Origin of the sequence: Streptomyces sp. R44 (genome assembly GCF_041053105.1) — a bacterium.
Taxonomy (GTDB): Bacteria; Actinomycetota; Actinomycetes; order Streptomycetales; family Streptomycetaceae; genus Streptomyces.
This window is the reverse complement of the sequence record NZ_CP163444.1, coordinates 2,049,912-2,070,827: the sequence shown is the minus strand read 5'-3', so window position 1 is coordinate 2,070,827 and position 20,916 is coordinate 2,049,912. Positions and strand designations below refer to the sequence as shown.

General features: G+C 67.9%; 17 protein-coding genes, 3 rRNA genes and 1 pseudogene. 16 read left to right on the top strand and 5 right to left on the bottom strand.

All coding sequences use genetic code 11. From position 1 onward, the window contains the following. The first annotated feature begins 90 nt into the window (after nucleotides 1–90). From AB5J54_RS09600 to AB5J54_RS09590, 3 genes are all read left to right on the top strand, one after another. Complete coding sequence (locus tag AB5J54_RS09600) at nucleotides 91–1,236, top strand: GAF domain-containing sensor histidine kinase (RefSeq protein WP_369143485.1); 1,146 nt, start codon at nucleotides 91–93, stop codon at nucleotides 1,234–1,236. Next, the gene (locus tag AB5J54_RS09595) at nucleotides 1,229–1,873 is read left to right on the top strand and encodes a response regulator (protein ID WP_369143484.1); all 645 of its coding nucleotides are present in this window, start codon (nucleotides 1,229–1,231) and stop codon (nucleotides 1,871–1,873) included. The genes AB5J54_RS09600 and AB5J54_RS09595 overlap by 8 nt, the downstream gene beginning before the upstream one ends. Before the next feature lie 164 nt (nucleotides 1,874–2,037). Next, nucleotides 2,038–2,277 (top strand): chaplin, encoded by a 240-nt coding sequence (locus tag AB5J54_RS09590; protein WP_369143483.1) that lies wholly within the window; start codon nucleotides 2,038–2,040, stop codon nucleotides 2,275–2,277. 89 nt (nucleotides 2,278–2,366) lie between these two features. Here the strand turns inward: AB5J54_RS09590 and AB5J54_RS09585 are convergent, their stop codons facing one another. Next, nucleotides 2,367–3,158, bottom strand: coding sequence for a hypothetical protein (locus AB5J54_RS09585; protein WP_369143482.1), 792 nt, complete (start codon nucleotides 3,156–3,158; stop codon nucleotides 2,367–2,369). A 135-nt stretch (nucleotides 3,159–3,293) separates the two neighbouring features. Between AB5J54_RS09585 and AB5J54_RS09580 the strand changes: the two genes are divergently transcribed. The 4 genes from AB5J54_RS09580 (at nucleotide 3,294) to AB5J54_RS09565 (ending at nucleotide 6,494) form a co-directional block, all read left to right on the top strand. After that, on the top strand, nucleotides 3,294–4,091 hold the full coding sequence (locus tag AB5J54_RS09580) for an ABC transporter ATP-binding protein (RefSeq protein ID WP_369143481.1): 798 nt from the start codon (nucleotides 3,294–3,296) through the stop codon (nucleotides 4,089–4,091). A 76-nt stretch (nucleotides 4,092–4,167) separates the two neighbouring features. Continuing rightward, entirely contained in the window at nucleotides 4,168–4,596 is a 429-nt protein-coding gene (locus AB5J54_RS09575) for an NfeD family protein (RefSeq protein ID WP_369143480.1), read from the top strand. Nucleotides 4,597–4,689: 93 nt separating this feature from the next. Continuing rightward, a complete protein-coding gene (locus tag AB5J54_RS09570) occupies nucleotides 4,690–5,628 on the top strand; it encodes an SPFH domain-containing protein (protein ID WP_369143479.1) in 939 nt (312 codons plus the stop codon). Nucleotides 5,629–5,720: 92 nt separating this feature from the next. Next, the gene (locus AB5J54_RS09565) at nucleotides 5,721–6,494 is read left to right on the top strand and encodes a sulfite exporter TauE/SafE family protein (RefSeq protein WP_369143478.1); all 774 of its coding nucleotides are present in this window, start codon (nucleotides 5,721–5,723) and stop codon (nucleotides 6,492–6,494) included. Nucleotides 6,495–6,611: 117 nt separating this feature from the next. On the opposite strand, the gene AB5J54_RS09560 is transcribed toward AB5J54_RS09565, so the two are convergent. Beyond that, the gene (locus tag AB5J54_RS09560) at nucleotides 6,612–7,118 is read right to left on the bottom strand and encodes an HNH endonuclease (RefSeq protein WP_369143476.1); all 507 of its coding nucleotides are present in this window, start codon (nucleotides 7,116–7,118) and stop codon (nucleotides 6,612–6,614) included. 219 nt (nucleotides 7,119–7,337) lie between these two features. Then, nucleotides 7,338–8,120, bottom strand: coding sequence for a sporulation protein (locus AB5J54_RS09555; protein ID WP_369143475.1), 783 nt, complete (start codon nucleotides 8,118–8,120; stop codon nucleotides 7,338–7,340). A gap of 78 nt (nucleotides 8,121–8,198) precedes the next feature. On the opposite strand from AB5J54_RS09555, the gene AB5J54_RS09550 reads away from it, so the two are divergent. From AB5J54_RS09550 to AB5J54_RS09525, 6 genes and pseudogenes are all read left to right on the top strand, one after another. Continuing rightward, a complete protein-coding gene (locus AB5J54_RS09550; RefSeq protein WP_369143474.1) occupies nucleotides 8,199–8,861 on the top strand; it encodes a DNA-3-methyladenine glycosylase in 663 nt (220 codons plus the stop codon). Between the two features lie 496 nt (nucleotides 8,862–9,357). Further along, a 16S ribosomal RNA gene (locus tag AB5J54_RS09545) occupies nucleotides 9,358–10,883 on the top strand. A 285-nt stretch (nucleotides 10,884–11,168) separates the two neighbouring features. Continuing rightward, nucleotides 11,169–14,287: ribosomal RNA gene (locus AB5J54_RS09540) — 23S ribosomal RNA — on the top strand. A 106-nt stretch (nucleotides 14,288–14,393) separates the two neighbouring features. Further along, nucleotides 14,394–14,510: ribosomal RNA gene (gene rrf / locus AB5J54_RS09535) — 5S ribosomal RNA — on the top strand. The 16S, 23S and 5S rRNA genes sit together here, the layout of an rRNA operon. A gap of 252 nt (nucleotides 14,511–14,762) precedes the next feature. Next, nucleotides 14,763–15,458: pseudogene (locus tag AB5J54_RS09530) on the top strand (hypothetical protein); the annotation flags it as partial. A 474-nt stretch (nucleotides 15,459–15,932) separates the two neighbouring features. Next, a complete protein-coding gene (locus tag AB5J54_RS09525) occupies nucleotides 15,933–16,733 on the top strand; it encodes a hypothetical protein (RefSeq protein ID WP_369149273.1) in 801 nt (266 codons plus the stop codon). 63 nt (nucleotides 16,734–16,796) lie between these two features. Here the strand turns inward: AB5J54_RS09525 and AB5J54_RS09520 are convergent, their stop codons facing one another. After that, on the bottom strand, nucleotides 16,797–18,092 hold the full coding sequence (locus AB5J54_RS09520) for a DUF1015 domain-containing protein (protein WP_369143473.1): 1,296 nt from the start codon (nucleotides 18,090–18,092) through the stop codon (nucleotides 16,797–16,799). A gap of 84 nt (nucleotides 18,093–18,176) precedes the next feature. On the opposite strand from AB5J54_RS09520, the gene AB5J54_RS09515 reads away from it, so the two are divergent. Together AB5J54_RS09515 and AB5J54_RS09510 are read left to right on the top strand one after the other, a co-directional pair. After that, nucleotides 18,177–19,247, top strand: a complete 1,071-nt coding sequence (locus tag AB5J54_RS09515) for an HAD hydrolase-like protein (RefSeq protein ID WP_369149272.1) — start codon at nucleotides 18,177–18,179, stop codon at nucleotides 19,245–19,247. 110 nt (nucleotides 19,248–19,357) lie between these two features. Beyond that, on the top strand, nucleotides 19,358–20,221 hold the full coding sequence (locus AB5J54_RS09510) for an ABC transporter ATP-binding protein (RefSeq protein WP_369143472.1): 864 nt from the start codon (nucleotides 19,358–19,360) through the stop codon (nucleotides 20,219–20,221). Between the two features lie 39 nt (nucleotides 20,222–20,260). On the opposite strand, the gene AB5J54_RS09505 is transcribed toward AB5J54_RS09510, so the two are convergent. Then, nucleotides 20,261–20,608 carry an SCP2 sterol-binding domain-containing protein gene (locus tag AB5J54_RS09505; protein WP_369143471.1) on the bottom strand — a complete coding sequence of 116 codons (348 nt, stop codon included), beginning with the start codon at nucleotides 20,606–20,608 and terminating at the stop codon, nucleotides 20,261–20,263. A gap of 42 nt (nucleotides 20,609–20,650) precedes the next feature. On the opposite strand from AB5J54_RS09505, the gene AB5J54_RS09500 reads away from it, so the two are divergent. After that, nucleotides 20,651–20,914: a hypothetical protein gene (locus AB5J54_RS09500; protein ID WP_369143470.1), complete on the top strand. Its 264-nt coding sequence runs from the start codon at nucleotides 20,651–20,653 to the stop codon at nucleotides 20,912–20,914. Nucleotides 20,915–20,916 lie beyond the last annotated feature (2 nt).

The window sequence follows — 20,916 nt, the reverse complement described above, 5'->3', positions numbered from 1 at the left end:
CGAGGGCACTTCGACCTAGGTCCCGAGACCTGCGCCGCCCTCGTCCCCAGGCGGATACGGACCGTCACACCCCGCCGGTACCGTGAACACATGAGCCATCGACCGAGCTCCGGCCTGGCCGCCGTGAGCACCGCCCTCCTGGCGATGAGCCGCCATCTGGAGGTCCGCGACGTCCTCAAGACGATCGTGGCCTCCGCCCGCGAGCTGCTCGACGCCGAGTACGCGGCCCTGGGCGTCCCCGACGACCACGGCGGCTTCGCCCAGTTCGTGGTCGACGGCGTCAGCGACGAGCAGTGGAAGGCCATCGGCCCGCTGCCCCGCCAGCACGGCATCCTCGCCTCGATGCTCCACAAGGCGGAGCCCGAGCGGCTCGCCGACGTCCGCGAGGACCCCCGCTTCGAGGGCTGGCCCGACGCGCACCCCGAGATGTCCGACTTCCTCGGCCTGCCCGTCCGGGACGGCGACGAGATCCTCGGCGCCCTCTTCCTCGCCAACAAGCGCTGCCCCAAGCCCGACGGCGGCTGCGGCTTCACCGCCGAGGACGAGGCACTCCTCTCGATCCTCGCCCAGCACGCGGCCATCGCCCTCACCAACGCCCGGCTGTACGAGCGCAGCCGCGAGCTCACCATCGCCGAGGAGCGCTCCCGCCTCGCCCACGAGCTGCACGACGCCGTCAGCCAGAAGCTGTTCTCGCTCCGGCTGACCGCCCAGGCCGCCGCCGCCCTCGTCGACCGCGACCCGGCCCGCGCCAAGGGCGAGCTCCAGCAGGTCGCCGCTCTCGCCGCCGAGGCCGCCGACGAGCTGCGCGCCGCCGTCGTGGAGCTGCGGCCCGCCGCCCTCGACGAGGACGGCCTCGTGCACACGCTCCGCACCCAGATCCAGGTCCTCGACCGCGCCCACTCCGCCCGGGTCACCTTCGACAGCCCCGGGACCCGGGCCCTGCCCGCGGCCCAGGAGGAGGCCGTCCTCCGGGTCGCGCAGGAGGCCCTGCACAACGCCCTGCGACACGCGGACGCGGGACTCGTCAGGGTCTCCCTCACCCGCAGCGGCCAGGGCGCACGGCTCACCGTCACCGACGACGGCAAGGGCTTCGACCCGCGTACGGTCCGCCGCGCCGGCCGCCACCTCGGCCTGGTCTCCATGCGGGACCGGGCGAGCGGTGTCGGCGGCAGACTCACGGTGACCTCGGCCCCGGACCAGGGCACCACGATCGAGATGGAGGTCCCCGGTGGCTGACAAGCCCATCCGTGTCCTGCTGGTCGACGACCACCAGGTCGTCCGCCGAGGCCTGCGCACCTTCCTGGAGGTGCAGGACGACATAGAGGTCGTGGGGGAGGCCTCCGACGGAGCCGAAGGGGTCGCCAGGGCCGAGGAGCTCCGCCCCGACGTGGTCCTCATGGACGTGAAGATGCCGGGCACCGACGGCATCGAGGCGCTCAAGCGGCTCCGGGAGCTCGCCAACCCCGCCAGGGTCCTGATCGTCACCAGCTTCACCGAGCAGCGGACGGTCGTCCCCGCCCTCCGCGCCGGAGCCTCCGGATACGTCTACAAGGACGTCGACCCCGACGCCCTGGCCGGCGCGATCCGCTCCGTCCACGCTGGGCACGTCCTCCTCCAGCCCGAGGTCGCGGGCGCGCTCCTCGCCCAGGAGGACTCCCACGGGGGTACGGGGCGGGGGCCGTCCCTCACGGAGCGGGAGCGCGAGGTCCTCGGCCTGATCGCGGACGGCCGGTCCAACCGCGAGATCGCCCGCGCCCTCGTCCTCTCCGAGAAGACGGTCAAGACGCACGTCTCGAACATCCTGATGAAGCTCGACCTCGCGGACCGCACCCAGGCGGCGCTCTGGGCGGTGAGGCACGGCCTCACCACCTGACCCGCGCGGAAACGCTCCCGTCACGCGCCGGGGCGCACGACCGTTCAGTCCTTCATACCGTCGTGTGTATGTCCCCCGTTCGGCGCAACCCGGCGGGGGCTGCGGCGTTCTCCATGGCGTGCTGCGGCGGACCTGCCGCAGCCACGACCAGGAGGATGTACCAAGTGAAGAACCTCAAGAAGGCCGCTGCCCTCACCATGGTCGCCGGTGGCATCGTCGCCGCCGGTGCCGGTGTCGCCTCCGCGAACGCGGACGCCAACGGGCAGGCCCTCCACTCGCCGGGCGTCGGCTCCGGCAACCTGGTGCAGGTCCCGGTCCACGTGCCCGTGAACGTCTCCGGCAACACGGTCAACGTGATCGGCCTGCTCAACCCGGCCTTCGGCAACGGCGCCGTCAACGGCTGACCCCCCACACGAACCCCCGGCTCCGGACGATCCCCCTGGAGCCGGGGGTTTGCCGTTGCCGACGGCGACCACGCCGGGTCCGTGACGTCTCAGAACCCCCGCTCCCGCTCCCGCTCCTCCACATACGCGTTGTACGCCGCGACCTGCGCCCGCCGGGCCACCCGCTCCACCGGCCGCAGCGCCTCGCCCCGCGCCGCCATCTCCGAGGCGCTCACCGCACCCCCGTGACCGTGGTCGTACGCCAGGTTCACCAGCAGGCCGATCCGCTGAGCCAGCTCCAGGACCCGTACCGCCCGCGGCGGATAGCCGGGGGCGAGGACCTCGCGACCCACCTCCGCCCGCGCCCGGTACGCCTCCCGCGCCGCGTCCGCCGCCGGGCCCGAGGCCGCCACGTCGAGCCGGGTCAGCACCGCCGTCGCGTCCCGCAGCGCCTCCGCCAGCTCCCGCTCCGCCTCGCCGAGCGACGGCACGTCCGCCGGCGGAGCCTCCCGTACGGCGAGGCAGTGCCACACCACCGAGACGTGCACATCACCCGCGGGACCCGCCTCGGAGACCTCCGGCACGAGACCGTACGGCGCACCGAAACCCACCACCGCCTCCTCCGCCTCCAACGCGCGCGCGTTGAAGTCCGGCGGCCCGCTCAGCCCCAGCGGATGCCCCGGCGCGGGCAGCGCGACCCGCCAGCCGGTCACCCCGAGCCGCCGCAGCCGGCCCAGCGCGAGCGTCAGCCCCACCGGCCCCGCCTCACCCGGCAGCCCCTCCACGCGGTGCACCGCGTCCTCCCCGACAATCTCCGTCGCCGCCTCGTCGGGCGACACGGCCCCGGCCAGCAGGGCATTGCCCCAGGCGGCCAGACGTCCTGAGCGTGGTTCCGAAAGCATCCCCCCAGACTAAGGACTCAAAGGAAGCCCTACGGACCGGTCCGCTCCGTCGATAACGTAGGTTTTCCCCTGGACGCCGCGCCCATCGGCGCAAGGCGACGACAAGACTCGACCGCAAGGGGAGACAACGCGCTCATGAGCGATGTACTGGAGCTGGTGGACGTATCCGTGGTCCGCGACGGACGGGCTCTGGTGGACGAGGTCTCCTGGTCGGTCAAGGAGGGCGAGCGCTGGGTGATCCTCGGACCCAACGGCGCCGGCAAGACCACCCTTCTGAACATCGCCTCCAGCTACCTCTTCCCCACCAAGGGCACCGCCCACATCCTGGGCGAGCGGCTCGGCGGCGTCGGCACCGACGTCTTCGAGCTCCGCCCCCGCATCGGCGTGGCCGGCATCGCCATGGCGGAGAAGCTCCCCAAGCGCCAGACCGTCCTGCAGACCGTCCTCACCGCCGCGTACGGCATGACCGCCACCTGGCACGAGGACTACGACCCGGTCGACGAGGAGCGCGCCAAGGCCTTCCTCGACCGGCTCGGGATGAACGACTACCTGGACCGCAAGTTCGGCACCCTCTCCGAGGGCGAGCGCAAGCGCACCCTGATCGCCCGCGCGATGATGACCGACCCGGAGCTCCTCCTCCTCGACGAGCCCGCCGCCGGCCTCGACCTCGGAGGCCGCGAGGACCTCGTCCGCCGCCTCGGCCGCCTCGCCCGCGACCCGTACGCCCCCTCGATGATCATGGTCACCCACCACGTCGAGGAGATCGCCCCCGGTTTCACCCACGTCCTGATGATCCGCCAGGGCAAGGTCCTCGCCGCCGGACCCGTGGAGACCGAGCTCACCTCCCGCAACCTCTCGCACTGCTTCGGCCTGCCGCTCGTCGTCGAGCGCGTCGGCGACCGCTGGACCGCCCACGGCCTGCCCCTCAAGTGACCGGCAGGGGCACCGGCGACCCGCACAGCCGCCCGCGCCCTGTCCCGGAAGGACCCCACCGCCCTACCATGACCACGTGGACATCGACGCGTGGGTCTGGTGGCTGATCGGCGCGGTGGGGCTCGGCATTCCGCTGGTCCTGACCGCGATGCCGGAGTTCGGCATGTTCGCCGTCGGAGCCGTCGCCGGGGCGGTGACCGCCGCCCTCGGCTTCGGCATCGTCACCCAGGTACTCGTCTTCGTCGTCGTCTCCGTGGCGCTCGTCGCGGTCGTACGCCCGATCGCCGCCCGGCACCGTGACGGCAGACCCGGACTCGCCACCGGCATCGACGCCCTGAAAGGCCGTCAAGCCGTCGTCCTGGAACGGGTGGACGGCAGCGGAGGCCGCATCAAGCTCGCCGGCGAGGTCTGGTCCGCCCGCACGCTCGACACCGGTCAGACCTTCGAACCGGGCGAACAGGTCGACGTCGTGGACATCGACGGGGCGACCGCCGTGGTCATGTGACCGAACCTCACCCATGACGCTCCGCCATCTGGGAAACTCGATCATCGAAAGCAACCCGGCAGACAACCGGCAGCGAAGGGCACGGGGAACACGATGTCAGCAGTCATCATCGTCCTGATCATTCTGGTGGTGCTCGTCTTCATCGCCCTGATCAAGACGATCCAGGTCATCCCGCAGGCGAGTGCGGCGATCGTGGAGCGCTTCGGCCGCTACACCCGCACGCTCAACGCCGGACTGAACATCGTCGTCCCGTTCATCGACTCGATCCGCAACCGGATCGACCTCCGTGAGCAGGTCGTCCCGTTCCCGCCGCAGCCGGTGATCACCCAGGACAACCTCGTCGTCAACATCGACACGGTCATCTACTACCAGGTGACCGACGCCCGCGCCGCGACCTACGAGGTCGCCAGCTACATCCAGGCGATCGAGCAGCTCACCGTCACCACCCTGCGCAACATCATCGGCGGCATGGACCTGGAGCGGACCCTCACCTCCCGCGAGGAGATCAACGCGGCCCTGCGCGGCGTCCTCGACGAGGCCACCGGCAAGTGGGGCATCCGCGTCAACCGCGTCGAGCTCAAGGCCATCGAGCCGCCGACCTCCATCCAGGACTCGATGGAGAAGCAGATGCGCGCCGAGCGCGACAAGCGCGCCGCGATCCTCACCGCCGAGGGAACCCGCCAGTCCGCCATCCTCACCGCCGAGGGCGAGAAGCAGTCGGCGATCCTGCGGGCCGAGGGTGAGGCCAAGGCCGCCGCGCTCAAGGCCGAGGGCGAGGCCCAGGCCGTCCGCACGGTCTTCGAGGCCATCCACGCGGGCGACCCGGACCAGAAGCTCCTCTCGTACCAGTACCTCCAGATGCTCCCGAAGATCGCCGAGGGCGACGCCAACAAGCTCTGGATCGTGCCCAGCGAGATCGGCGACGCCCTCAAGGGCCTCTCCGGCGCCTTCGGCAACGTCGGCGGCGGCACCCCCGGCTTCAACGTCAAGGACGTACCGTCCGCACGACGAGACGAACCGTCGGTTGACTGACACGTACACGTAATCCTCGTGCATGATCGGTGCGAGCCCCTCGACCCCGACGCCGTCAGGGCGGGGAGGCGACTCACTGACCATGTAAGGAGATGGCGTTGTCCATCTGGGAAGCACTGGCAGTCTTCGCCGCCGGCATCGGCGCCGGCACCATCAACACCATCGTCGGATCGGGAACCCTGATCACCTTCCCGGTCCTCCTCGCGACCGGACTCCCCCCGATCACCGCGAACGTCTCCAACGCCCTCGGCCTCGTCCCCGGCTCCATCAGCGGGGCCATCGGCTACCGCCGCGAACTCGCCGGCCAGAAGACCCGAGTCCTGCGCCTCGGCACCGCCGCCCTCCTCGGCGGCCTCATCGGCGCCATCCTGCTCCTGGCCCTGCCGTCCGAGGCCTTCGACGCGATCGTCCCCGTCCTCATCGGCCTCGCGCTCGTCCTCGTCCTGCTCCAGCCCCGCATCGCCGCCGCCGTCAAGCGCCGCCGCGAACAGACCGGCACCGAGGCCCACCCCGACGGCGGCCCCGTCCTCCTCGCCGGCCTCTTCCTCGCCAGCATGTACGGCGGATACTTCGGCGCCGCCCAGGGAGTCCTCTACCTCTCCCTCATGGGCCTGCTGCTCCACGACGACCTGCAGCGCATCAACGCCGTCAAGAACATCCTCGGCGCCCTCGTCAACGGAATCGCCGCCGTCTTCTTCCTCTTCGTCGCCGACTTCGACTGGACGGCCGTCCTGCTCATCGCCGTCGGCTCCACCCTCGGCGGCCAGCTCGGCGCCAAGGTCGGCCGCAAGCTGCCCCCCACGGTCCTGCGCGGGGTGATCATCGCGGTCGGCATCGTGGCGATCCTCCAGCTGACCCTCGGCTAGCCCCCGGTCCACCCGCGCAACGGAAGGGCCCGTCTCCCACCGGGGGAGACGGGCCCTTCCGCACGAAGAAGAATCGGACGGATCTGACGAATCGGACGGGTCAGGCGGATCGCACACCTACGCAGCCGAGTTGGCCAGCCACTCCGGCAGCGCCGACCGCTCGCTCGCCCGCATCGCGAGCAGCATCGCGTCCGCCGGAGTCGGCTCGAACGGCTGGTGCAGCAGCGGCATCCCCGCCTGCTCCGGCGTCCGGTCGGCCTTGCGGTGGTTGTCCTCGGCACAGGATGCGACCGTATTCAGCCAGCTGTCCCCACCACCCTGCGCCCGCGGCACCACGTGGTCGACCGTCGTCGCCCGCCGCCCGCAGTACGCGCACCGGTGCTGGTCCCGGACCAGCACCCCCCTCCTCGACCACGGAGCCTGTCTTCGGAACGGCACCCGTACGTACCGGCAGAGCCTGATCACCCGCGGCACCGGGAGATCGACGGCGGCACCTCGCACCCTCAGCTCGGGATGGGCCTGCTCGACGACGGCCTTGTCCTGCAGGACAAGCACCACCGCACGGTTGAGTGTGACCGTCGACAGCGGCTCGAAGCTCGCGTTCAGTACCAGCGTGTCCCGCATGTTGCCCACCTCCCGTGTGCCGGCCCCAGCCCCGGAAGGGGTCTTCGGGCCTGGATCAACGATGGCCGGGCCGGCCGGGTCGGACAACGCAATTTCCTGCGCAACAAAAGATGCCCGCTTCTGATCTCTCCAAGACCAGAAGCGGGCAAACAACTGACGAACGATCAGCCTTGCGTCACCGCTCGGCTGCGGCGACCGTCAAGGCTGACGGGGCCGAACCTAGAGCCAGTTGCGACGGCCGCCGACCTCGGCGAGCCACTGGTTCAGGTAGGCCGCCCAGTCGGTGGCGTGGAAGTCGTGCAGGCCCACCTTGAACGCGCGGAAGGAGTCGCTGCCCTCGGTGAACAGACCGGGCTTCTTGTCCATCTCCAGGACGACGTCCATCTCGTGGTCGTCCGCGACGAAGGTGACCTCGACCTGGTTCAGACCCCGGTACTGCTGCGGCGCGAAGAACTCGATCTCCTGGTAGAAGGGCAGCTTCTGCCGCGTCCCCCGGATGTGCCCGCGCTCCATGTCCGCGCTCTTGAAGCGGAAGCCCAGCTGGATGAAGGCATCCAGGATCGCCTGCTGCGCCGGCAGCGGGTGCACGTTGATCGGGTCCAGGTCACCCGAGTCCACGGCCCGCGCGATCTCCAGCTCGGTGGTCACCCCGATGTTCATCCCCCGCAGCTGCTGCCCGGCGATGGTCGTCACCGGCGTCTCCCACGGAATCTCCAGACCGAACGGCACCACGTGCACCGCCCCGGCCTGCACCTCGAAGGCCCCGCCCAGACGCACCTTCACGAACTCGATGTCCTGCTTGTGCTCCTGGTCGCCGCCCTCGACCTCGACCCGCGCCTGCAGACCGACGGACAGCCCCTCGATCTGCTGCGCGACCGAACCGCCCTGGATCCGCACCTCGCCCTGGACGACCCCACCCGGGACGACGTTCTCCTCGGTGAGCACCGTCTCCACGGTGGCCCCACCCGCACCCAGGCTCGCGAGCAGCTTCTTGAATCCCATGACTTCCACTCCTTCTCGGGTCCTGACCCCTACATACGCGCGACGACCGTAGCCGGTTCCCCACTACGCTCGGACGCCATGAGCGAGAGCCCCGACCGTACGCCGCTCCCGCGGGCCTTCTTCGACCGCCCCGTTCTGGAGGTGGCCCCCGATCTCCTGGGGCGCACGCTCGTCCGCAACACGGACGAAGGCCGGATGGAACTGCGCCTCACGGAGGTGGAGGCGTACGCCGGCGCGATCGACCCCGGCTCCCACGCCTTCCGGGGCCGCACCGCCCGCAACGCCGTGATGTTCGGGCCCCCCGGGCACGCGTACGTCTACTTCACGTACGGCATGTGGCACTGCCTGAACCTGGTGTGCGGCCCAGAGGGACACGCGAGCGGTGTCCTCCTGCGTGCGGGTGAATTCATCGAGGGCGCCGACCAGGCCCGCCCCCGCCGCCGCTCGGCCCGCTCCGACCACGAGCTGGCGAAGGGCCCGGCCCGCCTGGCGACCGCCCTCGACATCGCCCTCTCCCTGAACGGCACGGACACCTGCGCAGGCCAGGACGGACCGCTGGCCCTCCTCACCGGCACCCCGCCCGCCCCGGACCGCATCACCAGCGGCCCCCGCACGGGCGTCGGAGGCGAGGGCGCCCCGCACCCCTGGCGCTTCTGGATCACGGAGGACCCGACGGTGAGCCCGTACCGCCCCCACACCCCCCGGAAGCGGCGCCTTGACTCGGGCCGCCGGACCCCGTAACGTGGCCCGAGCCGCTGGAAACGGTCTGCTTGTTCGAGCACCCCGCAGCGGCCACCCACTACTCAAGATGACTCCCCAAGCAGGGGCTTATTCCGGCATGCCGGAATTCGAATTCGATTGACTCGATTATGAGTCGCCGAAGAAATCAGCTAACGTAGTGGACACGCCGGAAGGGCCCGGAGCGAAAGCAAAAGGGACCGGAAAGCACCGAGGAAATCGGATCGGAAAGATCTGATAGAGTCGGAAACGAAGGAAGCGCCCGGAGGGCCTGGAAACAGGAGCGAAGGAAGCGTCCGCACCTTGAGAACTCAACAGCGTGCCAAAAATCAACGCCAGATTAGTTGATACCCCGTCCATCTTCGGATGGTCGAGGTTCCTTTGAAAAAGTCCACCCCTCGGGGTGGCACACTACAGCGAGGACGCTGTGGACGGTCGGCCATATTCCGGCATGACTGTCCCGCTCAACGCGAGTGTCTGACCCGATTACGGGTAAACATTCACGGAGAGTTTGATCCTGGCTCAGGACGAACGCTGGCGGCGTGCTTAACACATGCAAGTCGAACGATGAAGCCCTTCGGGGTGGATTAGTGGCGAACGGGTGAGTAACACGTGGGCAATCTGCCCTTCACTCTGGGACAAGCCCTGGAAACGGGGTCTAATACCGGATACGACTGCGGGAGGCATCTCCTGCGGTGGAAAGCTCCGGCGGTGAAGGATGAGCCCGCGGCCTATCAGCTTGTTGGTGGGGTAATGGCCTACCAAGGCGACGACGGGTAGCCGGCCTGAGAGGGCGACCGGCCACACTGGGACTGAGACACGGCCCAGACTCCTACGGGAGGCAGCAGTGGGGAATATTGCACAATGGGCGAAAGCCTGATGCAGCGACGCCGCGTGAGGGATGACGGCCTTCGGGTTGTAAACCTCTTTCAGCAGGGAAGAAGCGAAAGTGACGGTACCTGCAGAAGAAGCGCCGGCTAACTACGTGCCAGCAGCCGCGGTAATACGTAGGGCGCAAGCGTTGTCCGGAATTATTGGGCGTAAAGAGCTCGTAGGCGGCTTGTCACGTCGGGTGTGAAAGCCCGGGGCTTAACCCCGGGTCTGCATCCGATACGGGCAGGCTAGAGTGTGGTAGGGGAGATCGGAATTCCTGGTGTAGCGGTGAAATGCGCAGATATCAGGAGGAACACCGGTGGCGAAGGCGGATCTCTGGGCCATTACTGACGCTGAGGAGCGAAAGCGTGGGGAGCGAACAGGATTAGATACCCTGGTAGTCCACGCCGTAAACGTTGGGAACTAGGTGTTGGCGACATTCCACGTCGTCGGTGCCGCAGCTAACGCATTAAGTTCCCCGCCTGGGGAGTACGGCCGCAAGGCTAAAACTCAAAGGAATTGACGGGGGCCCGCACAAGCAGCGGAGCATGTGGCTTAATTCGACGCAACGCGAAGAACCTTACCAAGGCTTGACATATACCGGAAAGCATTAGAGATAGTGCCCCCCTTGTGGTCGGTATACAGGTGGTGCATGGCTGTCGTCAGCTCGTGTCGTGAGATGTTGGGTTAAGTCCCGCAACGAGCGCAACCCTTGTCCTGTGTTGCCAGCATGCCCTTCGGGGTGATGGGGACTCACAGGAGACCGCCGGGGTCAACTCGGAGGAAGGTGGGGACGACGTCAAGTCATCATGCCCCTTATGTCTTGGGCTGCACACGTGCTACAATGGCCGGTACAAAGAGCTGCGATGCCGTGAGGCGGAGCGAATCTCAAAAAGCCGGTCTCAGTTCGGATTGGGGTCTGCAACTCGACCCCATGAAGTCGGAGTTGCTAGTAATCGCAGATCAGCATTGCTGCGGTGAATACGTTCCCGGGCCTTGTACACACCGCCCGTCACGTCACGAAAGTCGGTAACACCCGAAGCCGGTGGCCCAACCCCTTGTGGGAGGGAGCTGTCGAAGGTGGGACTGGCGATTGGGACGAAGTCGTAACAAGGTAGCCGTACCGGAAGGTGCGGCTGGATCACCTCCTTTCTAAGGAGCACAGTACCGATTGCAGGCAAACGTTCTGCACGGTCAGCTCATGGGTGGAACGTTGATTAGTTGGCACAGTCAGTGACGAGAAACCGCTAGTACTGCTTCGGCGTGGAACACGGGATTCGAGGAACGGACTGTGCTTGGCACGTTGTTGGGTGTCTGAGGGTACGGCCGTAAGGTCATGCCTTCGAGGATGCCGGCCCCGGTAAAGCACTGCTTAGGTGGTGTGTGACGGGTGGCTGGTCGTTGTTTGAGAACTACACAGTGGACGCGAGCATCTGTGGCCAAGTTTTTAAGGGCGCACGGTGGATGCCTTGGCACCAGGAACCGATGAAGGACGTGGGAGGCCACGATAGTCCCCGGGGAGCCGTCAACCAGGCTTTGATCCGGGGGTTTCCGAATGGGGAAACCCGGCAGTCGTCATGGGCTGTCACCCATGCCTGAACACATAGGGCATGTGGAGGGAACGAGGGGAAGTGAAACATCTCAGTACCCTCAGGAAGAGAAAACAACCGTGATTCCGGGAGTAGTGGCGAGCGAAACCGGATGAGGCCAAACCGTATGCGTGTGATACCCGGCAGGGGTTGCGCATGCGGGGTTGTGGGATCTCTCTTTCACAGTCTGCCGGCTGTGAGACGAGTCAGAAACCGTATGGATAGGCGAAGGACATGCGAAAGGTCCGGCGTAGAGGGTAAGACCCCCGTAGCTGAAATCTGTACGGCTCGTTTGAGAGACACCCAAGTAGCACGGGGCCCGAGAAATCCCGTGTGAATCTGGCGGGACCACCCGCTAAGCCTAAATATTCCCTGGTGACCGATAGCGGATAGTACCGTGAGGGAATGGTGAAAAGTACCGCGGGAGCGGAGTGAAATAGTACCTGAAACCGTGTGCCTACAAGCCGTGGGAGCGTCGGATACAGCTTGCTGTATCTCGTGACTGCGTGCCTTTTGAAGAATGAGCCTGCGAGTTTGCGGTGTGTTGCGAGGTTAACCCGTGTGGGGAAGCCGTAGCGAAAGCGAGTCCGAATAGGGCGATTCAGTAGCACGCTCAAGACCCGAAGCGGAGTGATCTAGCCATGGGCAGGTTGAAGCGGAGGTAAGACTTCGTGGAGGACCGAACCCACCAGGGTTGAAAACCTGGGGGATGACCTGTGGTTAGGGGTGAAAGGCCAATCAAACTCCGTGATAGCTGGTTCTCCCCGAAATGCATTTAGGTGCAGCGTCGTGTGTTTCTTGCCGGAGGTAGAGCACTGGATAGGCGATGGGCCCTACCGGGTTACTGACCTTAGCCAAACTCCGAATGCCGGTAAGTGAGAGCGCGGCAGTGAGACTGTGGGGGATAAGCTCCATGGTCGAGAGGGAAACAGCCCAGAGCATCGACTAAGGCCCCTAAGCGTACGCTAAGTGGGAAAGGATGTGGAGTCGCAGAGACAACCAGGAGGTTGGCTTAGAAGCAGCCACCCTTGAAAGAGTGCGTAATAGCTCACTGGTCAAGTGATTCCGCGCCGACAATGTAGCGGGGCTCAAGCGTACCGCCGAAGTCGTGTCATTGCAGCATGAGGGCCAACGCCCGCTGTGATGGGTAGGGGAGCGTCGTGTGCCGGGTGAAGCAGCCGCGGAAGCGAGTTGTGGACGGTTCACGAGTGAGAATGCAGGCATGAGTAGCGATACACACGTGAGAAACGTGTGCGCCGATTGACTAAGGGTTCCTGGGTCAAGCTGATCTGCCCAGGGTAAGTCGGGACCTAAGGCGAGGCCGACAGGCGTAGTCGATGGACAACCGGTTGATATTCCGGTACCCGCTTTGAAACGCCCAATATCGAGCCCATTAATGCTAAGGCCGTGAAGCCGTTCCGGACCCTTCGGGGAAAGGAAAGTGGTGGAGCCGTCGACCCAAGGTGGTAGTAGGTAAGCGATGGGGTGACGCAGGAAGGTAGTCCAGCCCGGGCGGTGGTTGTCCCGGGGTAAGGGTGTAGGGCGTGTGATAGGCAAATCCGTCACACATGAAGCCTGAGACCTGATGCCGAGCCGATTGTGGTGAAGTGGATGATCCTATGCTGTCGAGAAAAGCCTCTAGCGAGTTTCATGGCGGCCCGTACCCTAAACCGACTCAGGTGGTCAGGTAGAGAATACCGAGGCGTTCGGGTGAACTATGGTTAAGGAACTCGGCAAAATGCCCCCGTAACTTCGGGAGAAGGGGGGCCACGCCTGGTGATCGGATTTACTCCGTGAGCTGGGGGTGGCCGCAGAGACCAGCGAGAAGCGACTGTTTACTAAAAACACAGGTCCGTGCGAAGCCGTAAGGCGATGTATACGGACTGACGCCTGCCCGGTGCTGGAACGTTAAGGGGACCGGTTAGCTCTGTTTCGACAGGGCGAAGCTGAGAACTTAAGCGCCAGTAAACGGCGGTGGTAACTATAACCATCCTAAGGTAGCGAAATTCCTTGTCGGGTAAGTTCCGACCTGCACGAATGGCGTAACGACTTCTCGACTGTCTCAACCATAGGCCCGGTGAAATTGCACTACGAGTAAAGATGCTCGTTTCGCGCAGCAGGACGGAAAGACCCCGGGACCTTTACTACAGTTTGATATTGGTGTTCGGTTCGGCTTGTGTAGGATAGGTGGGAGACTTTGAAGCCGTGACGCCAGTCATGGTGGAGTCGCCGTTGAAATACCACTCTGGTCGTGCTGGATGTCTAACCTCGGTCCGTGATCCGGATCAGGGACAGTGTCTGATGGGTAGTTTAACTGGGGCGGTTGCCTCCCAAAGGGTAACGGAGGCGCCCAAAGGTTCCCTCAGCCTGGTTGGCAATCAGGTGTTGAGTGTAAGTGCACAAGGGAGCTTGACTGTGAGACCGACGGGTCGAGCAGGGACGAAAGTCGGGACTAGTGATCCGGCGGTGGCTTGTGGAAGCGCCGTCGCTCAACGGATAAAAGGTACCCCGGGGATAACAGGCTGATCTTCCCCAAGAGTCCATATCGACGGGATGGTTTGGCACCTCGATGTCGGCTCGTCGCATCCTGGGGCTGGAGTCGGTCCCAAGGGTTGGGCTGTTCGCCCATTAAAGCGGTACGCGAGCTGGGTTTAGAACGTCGTGAGACAGTTCGGTCCCTATCCGCTGTGCGCGTAGGAATATTGAGAAGGGCTGTCCCTAGTACGAGAGGACCGGGACGGACGAACCTCTGGTGTGCCAGTTGTCCTGCCAAGGGCATGGCTGGTTGGCTACGTTCGGGAGGGATAACCGCTGAAAGCATCTAAGCGGGAAGCCTGCTTCGAGATGAGTATTCCCACCTCCTTGAGAGGGTAAGGCTCCCAGTAGACGACTGGGTTGATAGGCCGGATGTGGAAGCCCAGTAATGGGTGGAGCTGACCGGTACTAATAGGCCGAGGGCTTGTCCTCAGTTGCTCGCGTCCACTGTGTTAGTTCTGAAGCAACGAACAGTTGCTGGTTTCTAGAGCTAGAACACAACTACAGAGTGTGCTTGTTCGCTCGAAACCGATAGGGTTTCGGTGGTCATAGCGTTAGGGAAACGCCCGGTTACATTCCGAACCCGGAAGCTAAGCCTTTCAGCGCCGATGGTACTGCAGGGGGGACCCTGTGGGAGAGTAGGACGCCGCCGAACAATTCTTCAGGACCCCTGGTCCCAGCGTTCACGCTGGGACCAGGGGTCCTTTTGTTTTTTTGCTTGACTTTTCCGATGCGCGGCTGAGTGCCGGCTGCGCGAGAATGACTGCAGTACCCGAAGACAGGAGTCACACCGATGTCCACCAACTCTCCCGACGACCGTCCGGAGCGCGAGCCGCGTCGCAGGGACGGTGCCGGTGGCGACCGGGGCGGCTTCCGTGGGCCGCGCCGTGACGACAACCGTGGTGGGGGTGGCTTCCGTCGCGACGACAACCGTGGCGGTGGTTTCCGCCGTGACGACCGTGGTGGCGACAGCCGTGGCGGGGACAACCGTGGCGGTGGTTTCCGTCGCGATGACCGTGGTGGCGACAACCGCGGTGGCGGTTTCCGTCGCGATGACCGTCGTGACGAGCGTCCGTCGTTCCGTCGGGACGACCGTCCCTCCTACGGGCAGCGTGACGACCGTCGTGACGACAACCGCGGTGGCGGTTTCCGCCGCGACGACCGTGGTGGCGACAGCCGTGGCGGGGACAGCCGTGGCGGCGGTTTCCGTCGCGATGACCGTGGTGGCGACAGCCGTGGCGGCGGTTTCCGTCGCGATGACCGCGGCGGGGACAACCGTGGCGGCGGTTTCCGTCGCGATGACCGTGGTGGCGACAACCGCGGTGGCGGCTTCCGCCGTGACGACCGTCGTGACGAGCGTCCGTCGTTCCGTCGGGACGACCGTCCCTCCTACGGGCAGCGTGACGACCGTCGTGACGACAACCGCGGTGGCGGTTTCCGCCGCGACGACCGTCGGGACGACCGCCGTGACGAGCGTCCCTCCTCGTTCCGCCGCGACGACCGGCCCTCGTACCCGCCGCGTGACGACAGCCGTGGTGGTGGGTTCCGTCGCGATGACCGTGGTGGCGACAACCGTGGCGGTGGCGGTTTCCGCCGTGACGACCGTGGTGGCGACAACCGTGGTGGCGACAACCGCGGTGGCGGCTTCCGTCGTGACGACCGTCGTGACGAGCGTCCGTCGTTCCGTCGGGACGACCGTCCCTCCTACGGGCAGCGTGACGACCGTCGTGACGAGCGTCCCTCGTCGTTCCGCCGCGATGACCGTGGTGGCGACAGCCGTGGCGGCGGCGGTTTCCGCCGTGACGACCGTGGTGGCGACAGCCGTGGCGGTGGCGGTTTCCGCCGTGACGACCGTGGTGGCGACAGCCGTGGCGGTGGCGGTTTCCGCCGTGACGACCGTGGTGGCGACAGCCGTGGCGGGTTCCGTGGCCGGGACGACCGCGGTGGCGACCGTGGTGGGTACCGGGGCCGTGACGACCGGGGCGGCGACCGCGGTGGGTACCGCGGCCGGGACGACCGCGGTGGCTTCGGGCGTCGTGACGACCGGGACCGTGGCGACCGCGCGCCCATCAAGCGTCTGCCGATCCCGCCGGAGGTCACCGGTGAGGAGATCGACCCTGATGTGCGCCAGGAGCTCATGAGCCTGCCCAAGGGGCTCGCCGAGGACGTCTCGCGCAACCTCGTCATGGTCGCCCAGCTCATCGACGAGGACCCGGAGAAGGCCTACGGGTACTCCAGGGTCGCCCTGCGGCTCGCGTCCCGTGTCGCGGCCGTCCGCGAGGCCGCCGGCTTCGCCGCGTACGCCACGCAGAAGTACTCCGAGGCCCTTGCCGAGTTCCGGGCCGCTCGCCGGATGAGCGGCGGTGTCGAGCTGTGGCCCGTCATGGCCGACTGCGAGCGCGGCCTCGGCCGGCCCGAGCGTGCCCTCGCCATGGCCGGTGAGCCCGAGGTGCAGAAGCTGGACAAGGCCGGGCAGGTCGAGATGCGGCTCGTCGCCGCCGGCGCCCGCCGGGACCTGGGTCAGCTCGACGCGGCCATCGTGACCCTGCAGAGCCCCGAGCTCGCCTCCAGCGCCGTGCACCCGTGGACCGCGCGCCTGCGGTACGCCTACGCCGACGCGCTGCTCGCCGCCGGCCGTGAGCGCGAGGCCCGCGAGTGGTTCGCCAAGGCCCTGGAGGCCGACAAGGACGGCGCCACGGACGCCTCCGACCGGCTGGCCGAGATGGACGGCGTCGAGTTCGTCGACGCGTTCGACGAGGACGAGGTCGACGCGTCGGACGAGACCGATGAGTCGGATGTCGTCGATGTCGAGCTCGACGTCGACGAGGACGACGAGGACGACGAGGACGAGGACGACCGGGACGGCGACAAGGGCTGATCCCGGCCGGTAGCGAAGAAGGGCGGCACCCGACGGGTGCCGCCCTTCTTAGTTTCCCCGCTCTCAGTCCAGCGCCAGGCTTCTCAGGACCAGGCCCGTCGCCGGCTTCGGGCCGAAGGAGGTCGACTTGCGGGGCATCGTGACGCCCTGGCGGGCGAGGTCGCGGACGACCTCCTCCCGTACCGGGTGCATGAGGACCGCCGTACCGCCGCGGCGTTCCGCCTGGTCGACCGCGGCCTCCGTGTCGTGGATGTAGGCGATGTCCTCGGGGGCGTCCGGGATGTGCCAGACGTTCTCCAGGAGCGTGGAGTGCAGGACCGTCGCGTCCAGGGTCCGCCAGGCCTGGGGGCGGTCCGTGCGGATCGTGCGGTCCAGGAGGGCGGGGTCCGGGTGGTCCAGGAGGTGGAAGGTGCCGTCGCCCGCGAGGAGGAAGGCGTTGCCCTCGGCAGCGGCCGCCTCCAGGGCCTCCAGGGCCACCGGGAGCGGCCCGTCGACGCGGCGCACCCGGAAGGAGTCGCCGAGGGCCGTGAGGGCGTCGGCGACCGGCAGGCGGTTGAGGAGGCGGTGGATGGCGCGGACCCGCAGCGGGTAGCGGGCGGTGTCGATGAGGAGGACCAGGCCGTAGTTCCAGGGGCCGGGTGCCGCGTGCTCCTCGCGGAGGCGCAGGTACGTCGCCCAGCGGTGGTGGCCGTCGGCGATGAGGGCCTGGTGGGAGGCCAGTTCGCCGGCGATCGTGGCGAGTTCGGCGGGGTCCGTGACCGACCAGAGGCGGTGCTGGAAGCCGTCCTCCGTGGTGGTGGAGAGCAGCGGCTCGCGCTGGACGGTGCGCTCGATGACGGCGTCGGCGCCGCCCTCGTCCGCGCCGACGTACGTGAGGAGCAGGGGCTCCAGGTTGGCGGCCGTGGTCCGCATCAGGGCGGCGCGGTCCTCGACGACGTGCGGCATGACGTCCTCGTGGGGGAGGACGATGCCCTCGGCCGGGGTGGAGAGTTCCAGCGCGCCGATGATGCCGCGCTGGAGGATGCCGTCGCCGTTCTGCTCGTACACGTAGAGCGCGGGCTCCGGGTCCGGGGCGAGGACGCCGTCCGCGAGCCAGCGGTCGAGGGTGACGGCGGCCTTGCGGTGGCGGGTGCCGGCGGTGATCGCCTGCGGGAGGATCAGCCGGACGATGTTGTGCGGATCGGCGGACTCCAGATGGAGCAGTCCGTCAGGTCGTACGACGACGTCGTAGGGAGGGGACGTCACGGCGGCGAGGCTGCCGACCCGCTCGGGGACGTAACGGAGTCCGCGGAACGGGGCCAGGCGCAGGCCTGTGGCGTCGTCGCGGACGTCGTCGGCCGCGTGACCTGAGGTGTTCATCCTGTCATCGTATGTGGGCGGGCATGAGCGATGATCGGGAGAGTGGGGGAATTCACCCGGTGATCTGAGGAGTGTGCGGTGACGGTGCGGAACGGCCAGGGACGGCACGAAGGCGGCAGGAAGCACCCCGGGGGCAGCGCCGTCGCGCTGAGCGAGGCGTACGACACGGCGCTGCTGGACCTGGACGGTGTCGTGTACGCGGGCGGGGAGGCCGTGCCGCACGCCGTGGAGGCGCTCGGGGCGGCCCGGGCCGGCGGAATGCATCTGGCGTACGTCACCAACAACGCGCTGCGGACGCCCGGTGAGGTGGCCGAGCACCTGACGGAGCTCGGGGTGCCGGCGGAGGCCGGGGACGTGGTCACTTCGGCGCAGGCGGCGGCCCGGATGATCGCGGACGACCTGCCGGCCGGGTCCCGGGTGCTGGTCGTCGGCGGCGAGGGGCTGCGCGTGGCGCTGCGCGAGCGGGGTCTCGTGCCGGTGGACTCGGCGGACGACGACCCGGCGGCGGTCGTGCAGGGGTACGGGGGTCCGGGGATGCCGTGGGCGCGGTTCGCGGAGGCGGCGTACGCGGTGGGGCGCGGGGTGCCGTGGTACGCCTCCAACACGGATCTGACGATTCCCGGGGCGCGGGGGATCGGGCCGGGGAACGGGGCGGCGGTGGAGGTCGTACGGATCGCGACCGGGCACCGCTTCGAGCCGAAGGTCGCGGGGAAGCCGCTGCCGCCGATGCACCGCGAGACGGTGCTGCGGACGGGGGCCGAGCGGCCACTGGTGGTCGGGGACCGGCTGGACACGGACATCGAGGGGGCGTTCAACGGCGGGGTCGACTCGCTGCTCGTGCTGACCGGGGTGACGGACGTGGCGCAGCTGCTCGCGGCCGTGCCCGAGCACCGGCCGACGTATGTGGCGGCCGATCTGCGGGGGCTGCTCACGGGCCAGCCCGAGGTCGTCGAGGATGGCGACGGGGGTTTCGTGTGCGGGGGGTGGCGGGCCTCCGTGAGCGGCGGTGAGCTCGTCCTCGACGGCACGCCGGGCGACGGGGCGGACGTGATGGACGGGGTGCGGGCGCTGTGCGGGGCCGCGTGGTCCGTGGCGGACGCGCCCGGTGGTGGTGTGCCGGACGCGGGGAAGGTGCTTGCGCTGCTGGGGGTGTGAGGCTCCGGCACCTCGGGCAGGGAGTGAAGTTGGGTAGGCTAACCTAACTTCGCGTGGGGCGTGGTCGTCACCGCCGGTCACGACCACGGACGAGAAGCGGGAGTGCGGGTATGGACGGTCGGCAGCAGCGCCTGAGCGCGGAATCGGTGACCCTGGCGTACGAGCAGCGGGTCATCGCCCGCGAGCTGTCCGTCGCGATCCCCGACAACTCGTTCACCGTCATCGTCGGCCCCAACGCCTGCGGCAAGTCGACCCTCCTTCGCGCGCTCTCCCGGATGCTGAAGCCGAGCGAGGGCCGCGTCCTGCTCGACGGGCAGTCGATCCACACGATGCCCGCCAAGAAGGTCGCCAAGACCCTCGGGCTGCTGCCCCAGACCTCCGTGGCCCCCGACGGCATCACCGTCGCCGACCTCGTCGCGCGCGGCCGCTACCCGCACCAGGGGCTGCTGCGCCAGTGGTCCCCGGAGGACGAGCGGATCGTCCGGGAGTCGATGGAGTCCACCGGTGTCGCCGAGCTCGCCGGGCGGTACGTGGACGAGCTCTCGGGCGGGCAGCGCCAGCGTGTCTGGATCGCCATGGCGCTCGCCCAGCAGACCCCGCTGCTGCTGCTGGACGAGCCCACCACCTACCTCGACATCCAGCACCAGATCGACGTCCTCGACCTGTGCGCCGAGCTGCACGAGACGCGGGGGCGGACGCTCGTCGCCGTCCTCCACGACCTCAACCACGCGGCCCGGTACGCGACCCATCTCATCGCCGTCCGCGACGGCGAGGTCGTCGCCGAGGGCCCGCCGTCGGAGATCGTGACCGCCGATCTCGTCGAGCGGGTCTTCGGGCTGCGCTGCCAGGTCATCGACGACCCCGAGACGGGGACGCCGCTGGTCGTACCGGCCGGGCGGAAGGCGCGCGGCCGCGCGGCCGTGCCGGCGCAGGCCGAGGAGCCGGCCGACCAGGAGCCCGCGCTGCGGAAGTGACCCGGGACGCACGAGACGACCCGGGGCGGGGTGCCTCGGCTACAGGAGCGAGCGCAGCCGCAGGAGGTCGCGGAAGCCGGCCTCCAGTCTGACCCGGCCCGCGGCCCAGGCCTTCGCGAAGTTCAGCTCGCCGGCCACCATCGCCACCAGGTCGTCGCCGGTCATGGCGAGCCGGATCTGCGCCTTCGCCGGCGGCGGGCCGTCCACCGTCCCGTCCACCCGGATCCGGCCGTCCGCGAGACGGCCCGTGAACGTCGTGTCCAGGTCCGTGATGTGGCAGCTCAGGCTGCGGTCGAGCGCGGCCGCGCCACGCACGCCCTCGTCCGCCCGCGCGAGATTGTCCGAAAGTCTGTCCAGTGCGCCGCGGCACTCCGTGATCGTCGCCATCGCCGTCGACGGTACCCCAGGGCTTCGCGGTAGCGTCGGGGCATGAGCGACACCATCCCCGAAGCCCCGCGGGAGCAGGGCCCCGCCGAGTCGTACGAGCCCGCCGCGGCCGCGCCGCTCGGTGTCGCCCTCGACCTCACCGGCCATCCCGCCGTCGACGCCGGCCTCGCGCGTCTCGCGGAGGTGGACCACCTCCCGGCGGACGGACACCTGGAGGTGTACGAGGATGTACACCGTGGACTGCGTGCGGAGCTGACCTCGCTCGACACGCACCCCGCCCCCCGTCCGTACGACAACAGGAGCTGAAC